The sequence below is a fragment of the Pseudomonas sp. 22082 genome (assembly GCF_052046055.1).
Classification (GTDB): domain Bacteria; phylum Pseudomonadota; class Gammaproteobacteria; order Pseudomonadales; family Pseudomonadaceae; genus Aquipseudomonas; species Aquipseudomonas pharyngis.
On sequence record NZ_JBQEQB010000005.1, the window covers coordinates 292035 to 301995 of the forward strand.

Here is a 9961-nt window from a genome sequence, read left to right on the forward strand (position 1 = left end):
CCTCAGGCGTTGGCTTTGGCGGGCAGTACATCGTTGGCGATCATTTCGCCGAACGGCCCGGTGAGATTGGTCACGCCGCGTCCGGCCAGGCTTGCATACGGCTCGGGCAACAGCGGGAAGACCAGCTCGGCAAAGCGGTAGGCCTCTTCGAGATGCGGATAGCCGGAGAAGATGAAACTCTCGATGCCGAGGTCTGCGTACTCCTTGATTCGCGCTGCCACTTGCTGCGGATCGCCGACCAATGCGGTACCGGCACCGCCGCGCACCAGTCCGACGCCGGCCCACAGGTTGGGGGCGATTTCCAGGTTGTCGCGGCGCCCGTCGTGCAGGGCGGCCATGCGCCGCTGGCCTTCGGAGTCGAAGCGCGAAAAGGATTTCTGCGCGGCCTCGATGGTTTCGTCGCTGATGTGCTCGATCAGTTTGTCGGCGGCTTTCCACGCCTCTTCGGCGGTCTCGCGTACGATCACGTGCAGACGAATGCCGAACTTCACTTTGCGTCCGTGGCGAGCGGCGCGTTCGCGCACATCGGCGAGTTTCTCGGCGACGGCGGCCGGTGGTTCACCCCAGGTCAGGTACACGTCGACCTGCTCGGCGGCTAGATCGTGGGCCGCGTCGGAGGACCCGCCGAAGTACAGCGGCGGATAGGGTTTCTGCACCGGCGGATACAGCGCCTTGGCGTTCTGTACCTTCAGGTGTTTACCTTCGAAATCTACCGCTTCGCCTTGCAGCACCCGGCGCCAGATCTTGAGGAATTCATCGGTGACTTCGTAGCGTTCGCTGTGGCTGAGGAAGCTGCCGTCGCCACGGTTTTCGTCCGGGTCACCGCCGGTCACGACGTTGATCAGCAAGCGGCCGTTGGACAGTCGATCCAGGGTCGCGGCCATGCGCGCCGAGACGGTCGGCGAGATGATTCCCGGACGGATCGCCACCAGATAACGCAGGCGTTCGGTGAGCGGCACCAGCGCCGAGGCGATCACCCACGAATCCTCGCAGGAACGACCGGTGGGAATCAGCACGCCGTGGTAGCCGAGGCTGTCGGCGGCCTGCGCTACTTGTTTCAGGTAATTGAGGGTGACCGGGCGCGCGCCTTGGGTGGTGCCCAGATAGTGACCGTCGCCGTGGGTCGGCAGGAACCAGAAAACATCCATGAACAGCTCCTCAGGCGATTTTCAGCAACGGTTTGATGTGAGTGCCAAACAGCGGCGCGGCGCGTTCAGCCGCCAGGCGGATACGTGCCTTGAGCGGTTCGCTGGTGATCTGGTAGTCGGCGAAATCGGCTTCGGTGGCGTACACGCCAATCGGCAGGGTCACGGCCTGGAAGAAACTGAACAGTGGGCGCAACTGGTGATCGAGGACCAGCGCATGGCGTTCGCTGCCACCGGTGGCGGCGAGCAGCACTGGTGTGTCGATCAGCGCATTCAGGTCGATCAGGTCGAACAGATGCTTGAGCAATCCAGGATAGGAACCGCGATAGACCGGCGCGGCGACGATCAGCAGGTCAGCCTGTTCGATGGCTTGCAGCTCGGCTTCGATCTCGGCCGGCAACTCCTGACGCGACAGCGCGGCGCCAAGTGGGCGGGCGATGTCGCCGAGTTCGATCAGATGACTCTCGACCGGCAAGTGCCCGGACAATTCGGCCAGCAGGGCCTGGGTCAGCACCAGGGTGCGGGACGGACGCCAGGTTCCGCCGGACAGGGCGACGACTTTCAGTGGACGCGACATGGTCAGTTCCTTTTTCAACAGTTGCTCGACGAGCAGTGAGTAGTCACTGGAGCAGAGCAAGCGCTGTACCAATTCCTGTAAGGCCCGTATTCCGGGGCTTTGAGCGTTGTCGGCGGCTGTGCTCGTGTGACTTTCAGGCCGGTTTGTTGAACCGCTGTTGCCTGGGAAACAGTTGCTGGAGCAACAGTGCCGAACGCGATGAAGGATTTATAAAGGCTGACTGTTATTCCGTAAAAGACTGTTAATTGATATTTATAGGTCCTATGGGAATATGCAGGGCGAATCCTGACTGAATTCTGATAGCCACTATTGAGAGCGTTGATTTCTGCCAAAGCGTGCCCGGGCGTAGCCTTTCTCCATCGACCCACACTGCTCGCCAGGACGCTCCCATGAATCGTTTACTGACTGTTTCCCTGATGCTCGCTGTCTCCGTTCTCGCTGGTTGCGCGAGCCACGTTTCTCCGGAACTGCGCCCTTACACGGCGGAAGAAACCCGCGAACTGGCGCTGGAAAACTTGAACCGCAGCGGCTTGTCGTTCGAGGAATACCACGCGAAGAAAGCCCAACTGCTTGGCCAGCCACAGAAGACTTTCGGGTTTGATAACAAGGGTGAGATGAGCGCCGAGCGGGCCGTACAGCTGCACGGTCGTCCTAGCTGATCCGCAACTGTACTGCTCGAAGTTTTATCCAACTGTCCGTGGGTTTGCGCGGCGCCGTGGGATAGGGTCAACACCTGAATGACCCTGACGGACTGCCTGCCATGACCCTCTCGCTCGACCTGTTGCTGGGCTTCGCCCTGTTTGCCCTTGTCACCTCGATCACACCGGGGCCGAACAACACCATGTTGCTGGCATCGGGCGTGAACTTCGGTTTCAACCGCACCATCCCTCATATGCTTGGCATTACCTGCGGCTTCTTCGTGCTGGTGGTGGCGGTGGGTTTTGGCCTGGGCGCGGTATTCCAGACCTATCCGCTGCTTTATACGATCCTGCGTTATGTCGGCGCGGCGTACTTGCTGTACCTGGCATGGAAAATCGCTCACTCCGGCCCGGTCGGCGACAGCGAACAGGGCGAGGCGAAGCCGATCAGCTATCTCGGCGCGGCAGCCTTCCAGTGGGTCAACCCCAAGGCGTGGATCATGGCCATTGGTGCCATCAGCACCTACACGCCGATGCAGGGCTATTTCACCAACGTGATCGTGATTGCGGCGGTGTTCGCCATCATCAACCTGCCGAGCGTCGGCGTCTGGGCGGCGTGCGGGACCTTGCTGCGCAACGTGCTCAAGGATCGCCGCTGGTTGCGGCTGTTCAACTGGGGCATGGCAGCGCTGCTGGTGATTTCGCTGTATCCGTTACTCCTTGAAAGCTTTAGCTGACGCAGTGCTACAACCGCCGGCCCGATGCCTGTTAAAGTCGCGTTCAGGAGCGTTCCTACGCACTTTTAAATGAAGTTGTTCTTCTTTAACGGCATCCGATCAGGTATTGATGACGCTCTCGAACCCGGACGCAGCTCACAAGGCTGCGTCGTGCCGTTTGCAGACACGAGCCTCCTGATCCCGGAACACGCTCTGCGAGTCTTTTTATGAACACACGTCCGCTGTATTTCGATTACGCCGCCACCACCCCGGTGGACGAGCGGGTCATCCAGGTGATGATCGAGTGTCTGGGTTTCAACGGTAATTTCGGCAACCCGGCTTCCAGTTCCCACGCCTTCGGCCAGCAGGCCCGGCAAACGGTCGAGAACGCTCGCCGGCAAGTCGCCGAACTGGTCGGCGCCCAGGCGCAGCAGATCGTCTGGACCTCCGGCGCCACCGAATCCAACAACCTTGCACTGAAAGGCGTGGCCCAGGCCCGTGGTGTGTCCGGCGGGCACATCATCACCAGTCAGATCGAACACAAGGCCATCCTCGATACCGCCCGGCAATTGCAGGATGCCGGTGTCGCCGTGACCTATCTGGTGCCCGACGCCGAAGGCCTGATCACCGCGCAAGCGGTCAGCGAAGCGATGCGTGAAGACACCTTTCTGGTGTCGCTGATGCTGGTCAACAACGAACTCGGTACCGTCAACGACATCCCGGCCATCGGCGAAGTGGTGCGTGGGCGCGGGGCGTTGTTCCACGTCGATGCGGCCCAGGGCGCCGGCAAGGTCGTGATCGATCTGGCGCAATGGCCGGTCGATCTGATGTCGTTTTCGGCGCACAAACTCTACGGGCCCAAAGGCATCGGTGCGCTGTACGTCGGCCCGCGTGCGCAACAGCGTTTGCAGGCGCAGATTCACGGTGGCGGGCACGAGGGCGGCTTGCGTTCCGGTACGCTGGCGACTCACCAGATTGCTGCCATGGGCTCGGCGTTTGCCCTGGCCGCCGAGGCTTTCGATGACGAGAAAAAGACCATCGTCGCGCTGCGCGAGCGACTGCTCGAACAACTCTTGAGCCTGCCCGGCGTGCGCCTTAACGGCAGCAGCACCCAACGTATCCCGCACACCTTGAGCCTGACCTTCAGCGAAAGCGAGTTCAACCCGGTGGCGCTGAGCCATTCGATCGCGTTTTCCGCGACTTCGGCCTGCAATTCCGCGAGCAACACACCGTCCCACGTTTTGCTGGCATTGGGGCTCGACGCGCACCTGGCAGGACGCACGATTCGCCTGAGCCTCGGCCGTTTCACTACCGCCGAAGACATCGACAAGGCTGTAGATCTGATCAAGACCGCCTGCGCCAGTGCTCCGGCATTCTGGGCGACAGGACTTTAACCAGCCGACCTGACGGCTACGAACAATAACGATGCAGTGATTGGCAGGAGACATGATGAGTACCCAGACTTTGACCGAAGGAACGGTTCCCCAGCGCCTCGCGCACACCCGTGAATTGATGCGTCGCGAAGGTATCCATGCGTTGCTGGTGCCGTCCGCCGACCCGCACCTGTCGGAATACTTGCCGGGTTACTGGCAGGGCCGGCAATGGCTGTCGGGTTTCCATGGCTCGGTCGGCACGTTGATTGTCACCAACGATTTCGCCGGGGTCTGGGCTGACAGCCGTTACTGGGAACAGGCGACAAAGGAACTCAAGGGCAGCGGTATCGAACTGGTGAAACTGCAACCGGGTCAGCCGAGCCCGCTGGACTGGCTGGCTGAGCAGACGCCGGAAGGTGGCGTGGTTGCGGTCGACGGCGCGGTGATGGCCGTCGCGTCGGCGCGTACGCTGGGCAGCAAACTAGAAGCACGGGGCGCCAGTCTGCGTACCGACATCGACTTGTTGAAGGAAGTCTGGAGTGATCGCCCGGCGCTGCCGAACGCGCCAATCTACCAGCACCTGCCACCGCAGGCGACTGTCAGCCGTGGCGAGAAACTCGGCAAACTGCGCGAGACTTTGCAGGAACGCGATGCCGACTGGCACTTCATTGCCACCCTCGACGATATCGCCTGGCTGTTCAACCTGCGCGGCGGCGATGTGTCGTTCAACCCGGTATTCGTTTCATTCGCGCTGATCAGCCAGCAACAAGCCACGCTTTTTGTGGCACTGAGCAAGGTCGATGCTGAGCTGCGCGCAGTGCTGGAAAAAGACGGCGTGGCCCTGCGCGATTACAGCGAAGTCGCTGCCGCCTTGCGTGCGATCCCGAGTGGCGCGAGCCTGCTGGTGGATCCGGCGCGGGTCACCAGCGGTCTGCTGGATAACCTCGACACTGGCGTGAAACTGGTCGAAGGCCTGAACCCGACCACACTGGCCAAGTCGCAGAAGAGCCTGGCGGACGCCGCACACATCCGTCAGGCGATGGAGCAGGACGGCGCGGCGCTGTGCGAGTTTTTCACCTGGCTGGATTCGGCCTGGGGTCGTGAGCGCATTACCGAACTGACCATCGACGAAAAACTCACCGCCGCCCGGGAGCGTCGCCCGGATTATGTGTCGCTGAGTTTCAACACCATCGCTGCGTTCAACGCCAATGGAGCGATGCCACACTACCATGCCACTCCGGAAGAACACGCGGTGATCGAGGGTGACGGCTTGCTGCTGATTGATTCCGGTGGCCAATACCTGGGCGGTACCACCGACATTACGCGGATGGTGGCGGTCGGTACGCCGAGTGAAGAGCAGAAACGTGACTGCACTCGGGTGTTGAAGGGCGTGATCGCCTTGTCCCGCGCGCATTTCCCGAAAGGCATTCTGTCGCCGTTACTGGATGCGATTGCCCGTGCGCCGATCTGGGCCGAAAACGTGGACTACGGTCACGGCACCGGTCACGGCGTGGGCTACTTCCTCAATGTGCATGAAGGTCCGCAGGTGATCGCCTATCAGGCGGCGTCGGCGCCACAAACCGCTATGCAGCCTGGAATGATCACCTCCATCGAGCCGGGCACTTATCGTCCGGGCCGCTGGGGTGTGCGGATCGAGAACCTGGCGATGAACGTTGAAGCGGGACGCAGTGAGTTCGGCGAATTCCTCAAGTTCGAAACCCTGACCCTGTGCCCGATCGACACTCGCTGCCTGGAGCCCTCGTTGCTGACGCAGGAAGAGAAGCAGTGGTTCAACGCCTATCACGCCGAAGTGCGCGAGCGCCTGAGCCCGTTGCTTGATGGCGCGGCGCTGGATTGGTTGAACACCCGTACTGCCGCTATTTAACAGGTTGAAGCTCGGGCGCTGCGGCCAGCGCCTGGGTCATGAAGTCGACAAACGCGTTGACCCAGGCGGACTGGTGTGGTTGTGGAGATTTAACGCAGGGCTTCCACAACGAAGTCGAGCCGGTCCTGACCGAAGAACAACTGGTTGTCGATGAACATGCTCGGCGCACCGAAGACGCCACGCTTCACGGCGGTTTCGGTGTTGTCCTTGAGCGCAGCCTTGACCGCTTCATCGTTGGTCAACGCCAGTACTTCTTCAGGATTGAAGCCATGTTCGGTCAGCACGGCGGTAACTGTTGCCGGCTCATCGAGGGGGCGGCCTTCAACCCACAGCGCTTTGAACAGGCAATCGATGAATGCCGGGAAGCGATCCGGATAACGCAGTTGAATGCCGGTGACCGCGCGCATCAACATCAGGGTATTGATCGGGAAATGCGGGTTGAATTTCAGGGGCACGCCGTAGCGTTTGGCGTAGCGGTCCAGGTCCTGAAACATGTAACGACCCTTGGCCGGGATCATTGCCGGCGACGCGTTGCCGGTGGCTTTGAAGACGCCGCCCAGCAATATCGGAATGTAGATCAACTGGCTGCCGGTTTCAGCGCAGATTTTCGGCAGTTGAGTATACGCCAGGTAGGTGGCGGGGCTGCCGAGATCAAAATAGAACTCCACGGTTTTGCTCATGTTCGCTGCACTCTGTTTTTGTTCTTGGTGGGATTACCAGCGTTCGTTCCACGGGCGCAGATCCAGCTCGAACGTCCAGGCGTCCCGTGGCTGGCTATGCAGATACCAGTAGTTCTCGGCAATGTGTTCGGGGTCGAGGATACCGTCCTGATCTTTGGTGGCATATTTGTCAGGGAAGTTGTCGCGGATGAAATCGGTATCGATGGCACCGTCGACCACAACGTGGGCGACATGAATGTTCATCGGGCCAAGCTCTCTGGCCATGCTTTGTGCCAGAGCCCGGATACCGTGCTTGGCTCCCGCGAATGCGGCAAAACCCGAGGCGCCCCGCAGACCAGCGGTGGCACCCGTAAACAGGATCGTGCCGCGACGGCGGGTCACCATCCGTTTGGCGACTTCCCGGGCATTGAGAAACCCGGAGAAACAGGCCATCTCCCAGATCTTGAAATACTTGCGAGCGGTTTCTTCAAGAATGCTGCAGGGCACGTTGGCACCGATGTTGAAAACGAATGCTTCAATCGGTCCGAGGCGGGTTTCGATATCTTCAATCAGCGCAATTACGTCTTCTTCCTTGCGCGCATCGCAGGCAAAACCGTGGGCTTCACCGCCGTCCATCTGAATGGCTTCCACCAAGGGCTGCAATTTGTCGGCGCTGCGCCGCGTGACGCAAGCGATGAAACCTTCTTTGGCAAACCTCCTAGCAATGGCGCCGCCCGTGGCGTCACCTGCGCCGACAACCAACACGACCTTCTTGTTATTCATGGGTGGATCCCTTTAGTAAACGATCGTTAAGTGAACGAACGTTATGCTAGGATTTGCTCAGCGTCAAGGCACTCAATGTGAGGACAGAACATGCGGTATTCCGCCGGTCACAAGCTGGAAACCAAGGAAAAGCTCCTGCAAAGCAGCTCGTTGTCTGCGAAAAAAAATGGGTTTTCATCAATGGGCGTCGATGGTCTGATGAAGGCGATCGGCCTGAGTGGGGCGGCGTTTTACAGCCACTTCTCGTCCAAGGATGCTCTGTTCGCGGCTATCGTCGAGCGCGAGTTATGCCAGAGTCTGGAGCGGTTGGGCGGGCAGGGTGCGCAGGATCGCGAACGGCTGGAGCGGTGCCTGAAGCTGTATCTGAAAATGGCTCATGTCGAGCAGCCTGAACTGGGCTGTGCATTACCGGCCCTGGGCGCCGAGATTGCGCGGTCGGACGTCGTTGTGCGGGAACAGGCTGAGCTATGGATTTGCAAGCTTCAGGAGAGTTGGGCGCAAATTTTGGAAAGTGACAGCCTGGCCTGGGCAATTCTGTCGCAATGCGTCGGGGCACTGGTGGTGGCGCGTATGCTGGCGTCGCCCAGAATTCAGCAGCGGGTGCTGGATTCCTGTCGTGAAGAGATCGGGATCCAGCTCGCCGCTTCGCGAACGCAGTAGGGGCGATGATTTATTTGCAGATGACGATCATGCTGCGGCTGGTATAGCCGGCGGGGTTGAGGCCAAAGGGATAATCACCTGGCTCTTCCACGGTGTCGCCAGATTTTGCAATGACCTTGTAGCCCTTCGGCGCGCAAGAGTTCGCGGCGCTGGCGTAGCACTTGTCCCAAGAGGAGGACAACCCCGAACAGTTGATGTGCAGCCCTTTCTTGCCGTGTTTTACGTGGGTCTTCGACGTCGCCGCGCAGCCCGCAACGGCGAGTATGGCGATCAGTATCAAAATTCGTTTCATTACCGTCCTTATGGCCGCCTCGAGTCTGACGCTCGGGTCTGCCTGTATGCGCTCTCGCTTGAAGCGTTCCGATATCCCTATCCGAAAAAATCCATGTCTGGCATTGGGTTGCGAGGCTAAACATGGCCTAAATGAACGCCAATTGCCAGACCTTCGTAAAATCCTCTTTCAATCTGCCGCGATGGCGGGTTTAGAGGTGCTGCCCATCGTCATGGTTGCTCCTACGGAGGCCAGAATAATGCACAGGATCGCCATCCATTGTGACAAAGAGAGGTATTCCTGAAGGAAAAGCAGACCCGAGAGTGCGCCGAAGGCCGGTTCGATGCTCATAAGCGTGCCAAAGGTGCGGGCGGGCATGCGGGTGAGGGCGACCATTTCCAGTGTGTAGGGGAGAGCTGTGGAAAGGATCGCGACCCCGATAGCGATGGGGATCAATGCGGGTGTCAGCAGTGCGCTGCCGGCGTGGACGATGCCTATGGGGGCGACGAACAGGGCTGCGATCATCACACCAAGTGCCGCAGTGGTCACGCCGTTATCTGCGCCGGCCTTCTGGCCAAACAGGATATACAACGCCCAGCACGCGCCGGCTCCCAGCGCATAACCTGCACCGACCAGATCGATACCCGTTGCCGTGGCGCCGGTCGGTATCAACAGCAACAAGCCGATGGCAGCCAGGGCAATCCAGAGAAAGTCGATCGCGCGACGCGAGGCATAGATAGCGACTGCCAGCGGACCCGTGAACTCCAGCGCGACTGCGATGCCGAGCGGAACGGTGCGCAACGACATATAGAAAAGGAAGTTCATGCCGCCTAGTGCCATCCCGTAGATAATCACTGTGCGCAGTGATTTGGCTGTCAGCTTCGCTCTCCAGGGTTTGAGCAATAACAGCATGATCACGCTGGCGAAGATCAGGCGAAGGGTAGTAGTACCTTGGGCTCCAACGATAGGGAACATGCTTTTGGCCAGCGAAGCGCCGGACTGGATTGATGCCATGGCTATTAATAGCAGGCCAACCGGGAACAGAGTTGAGGCAAGGCTGCGAGGTTGATCGTTCATTGCGTGGCATCATCCGAAGAGTAGCTGTTGTATTGGGCAATATATTGCGCACTCGCCAAGCCCCCGTCTATAAAGAAGCGGTCTTTTTCCTTCTCTTGATAGAAAACTCAAATTAATGGTTGACGGCAGATTCTGAGTCTCTATAATTCGCCCCACTTCCGGCGCAGTCGAAACGGA

The 9961-nt window shown here is 59.7% G+C and carries 11 protein-coding genes; 5 read left to right on the forward strand and 6 right to left on the reverse strand.

Annotated elements, in window-relative coordinates:
* Positions 1-2: 2 nt before the first annotated feature.
* The gene (gene ssuD, locus ACTJK9_RS08680; protein WP_007955828.1) at positions 3-1148 is read right to left on the reverse strand and encodes an FMNH2-dependent alkanesulfonate monooxygenase; all 1146 of its coding nucleotides are present in this window, start codon (positions 1146-1148) and stop codon (positions 3-5) included.
* Positions 1149-1158: 10 nt separating this feature from the next.
* Entirely contained in the window at positions 1159-1722 is a 564-nt protein-coding gene (msuE, locus tag ACTJK9_RS08685) for an FMN reductase (protein ID WP_007955830.1), read from the reverse strand.
* 389 nt (positions 1723-2111) lie between these two features.
* On the opposite strand from msuE, the gene ACTJK9_RS08690 reads away from it, so the two are divergent.
* From ACTJK9_RS08690 to ACTJK9_RS08705, 4 genes are all read left to right on the forward strand, one after another.
* The gene (locus ACTJK9_RS08690; RefSeq protein ID WP_064598197.1) at positions 2112-2381 is read left to right on the forward strand and encodes a hypothetical protein; all 270 of its coding nucleotides are present in this window, start codon (positions 2112-2114) and stop codon (positions 2379-2381) included.
* Between the two features lie 101 nt (positions 2382-2482).
* The gene (locus ACTJK9_RS08695) at positions 2483-3097 is read left to right on the forward strand and encodes a LysE family translocator (RefSeq protein WP_039770336.1); all 615 of its coding nucleotides are present in this window, start codon (positions 2483-2485) and stop codon (positions 3095-3097) included.
* A gap of 206 nt (positions 3098-3303) precedes the next feature.
* Positions 3304-4470, forward strand: a complete 1167-nt coding sequence (locus tag ACTJK9_RS08700) for an aminotransferase class V-fold PLP-dependent enzyme (RefSeq protein WP_440813347.1) — start codon at positions 3304-3306, stop codon at positions 4468-4470.
* 55 nt (positions 4471-4525) lie between these two features.
* Positions 4526-6334: an aminopeptidase P family protein gene (locus ACTJK9_RS08705; RefSeq protein WP_440813349.1), complete on the forward strand. Its 1809-nt coding sequence runs from the start codon at positions 4526-4528 to the stop codon at positions 6332-6334.
* Positions 6335-6423: 89 nt separating this feature from the next.
* Here ACTJK9_RS08705 and ACTJK9_RS08710 read toward each other — a convergent pair whose 3' ends face one another.
* Both ACTJK9_RS08710 and ACTJK9_RS08715 read right to left on the reverse strand, forming a co-directional pair.
* Entirely contained in the window at positions 6424-7014 is a 591-nt protein-coding gene (locus ACTJK9_RS08710) for a 2-hydroxychromene-2-carboxylate isomerase (RefSeq protein WP_440813352.1), read from the reverse strand.
* 33 nt (positions 7015-7047) lie between these two features.
* Positions 7048-7776 (reverse strand): SDR family oxidoreductase, encoded by a 729-nt coding sequence (locus ACTJK9_RS08715; protein ID WP_064598189.1) that lies wholly within the window; start codon positions 7774-7776, stop codon positions 7048-7050.
* 90 nt (positions 7777-7866) lie between these two features.
* Between ACTJK9_RS08715 and ACTJK9_RS08720 the strand changes: the two genes are divergently transcribed.
* Positions 7867-8436, forward strand: a complete 570-nt coding sequence (locus ACTJK9_RS08720) for a TetR/AcrR family transcriptional regulator (protein ID WP_064598187.1) — start codon at positions 7867-7869, stop codon at positions 8434-8436.
* A 10-nt stretch (positions 8437-8446) separates the two neighbouring features.
* On the opposite strand, the gene ACTJK9_RS08725 is transcribed toward ACTJK9_RS08720, so the two are convergent.
* Together ACTJK9_RS08725 and rhtA are read right to left on the reverse strand one after the other, a co-directional pair.
* A complete protein-coding gene (locus tag ACTJK9_RS08725) occupies positions 8447-8728 on the reverse strand; it encodes a hypothetical protein (RefSeq protein ID WP_064598185.1) in 282 nt (93 codons plus the stop codon).
* A 168-nt stretch (positions 8729-8896) separates the two neighbouring features.
* Positions 8897-9784, reverse strand: coding sequence for a threonine/homoserine exporter RhtA (gene rhtA / locus ACTJK9_RS08730; RefSeq protein WP_064598184.1), 888 nt, complete (start codon positions 9782-9784; stop codon positions 8897-8899).
* Positions 9785-9961 lie beyond the last annotated feature (177 nt).

What these genes read in the sequence shown, in the direction of transcription:
- ssuD (WP_007955828.1), bottom strand. Translation starts at nt 1,148, where the DNA reads ATGGATGTTTTCTGGTTCCTGCCGACCCACGGCGACGGTCACTATCTG.
- msuE (WP_007955830.1), bottom strand. Translation starts at nt 1,722, where the DNA reads ATGTCGCGTCCACTGAAAGTCGTCGCCCTGTCCGGCGGAACCTGGCGT.
- ACTJK9_RS08690 (WP_064598197.1), top strand. Translation starts at nt 2,112, where the DNA reads ATGAATCGTTTACTGACTGTTTCCCTGATGCTCGCTGTCTCCGTTCTC.
- ACTJK9_RS08695 (WP_039770336.1), top strand. Translation starts at nt 2,483, where the DNA reads ATGACCCTCTCGCTCGACCTGTTGCTGGGCTTCGCCCTGTTTGCCCTT.
- ACTJK9_RS08700 (WP_440813347.1), top strand. Translation starts at nt 3,304, where the DNA reads ATGAACACACGTCCGCTGTATTTCGATTACGCCGCCACCACCCCGGTG.
- ACTJK9_RS08705 (WP_440813349.1), top strand. Translation starts at nt 4,526, where the DNA reads ATGAGTACCCAGACTTTGACCGAAGGAACGGTTCCCCAGCGCCTCGCG.
- ACTJK9_RS08710 (WP_440813352.1), bottom strand. Translation starts at nt 7,014, where the DNA reads ATGAGCAAAACCGTGGAGTTCTATTTTGATCTCGGCAGCCCCGCCACC.
- ACTJK9_RS08715 (WP_064598189.1), bottom strand. Translation starts at nt 7,776, where the DNA reads ATGAATAACAAGAAGGTCGTGTTGGTTGTCGGCGCAGGTGACGCCACG.
- ACTJK9_RS08720 (WP_064598187.1), top strand. Translation starts at nt 7,867, where the DNA reads ATGCGGTATTCCGCCGGTCACAAGCTGGAAACCAAGGAAAAGCTCCTG.
- ACTJK9_RS08725 (WP_064598185.1), bottom strand. Translation starts at nt 8,728, where the DNA reads ATGAAACGAATTTTGATACTGATCGCCATACTCGCCGTTGCGGGCTGC.
- rhtA (WP_064598184.1), bottom strand. Translation starts at nt 9,784, where the DNA reads ATGAACGATCAACCTCGCAGCCTTGCCTCAACTCTGTTCCCGGTTGGC.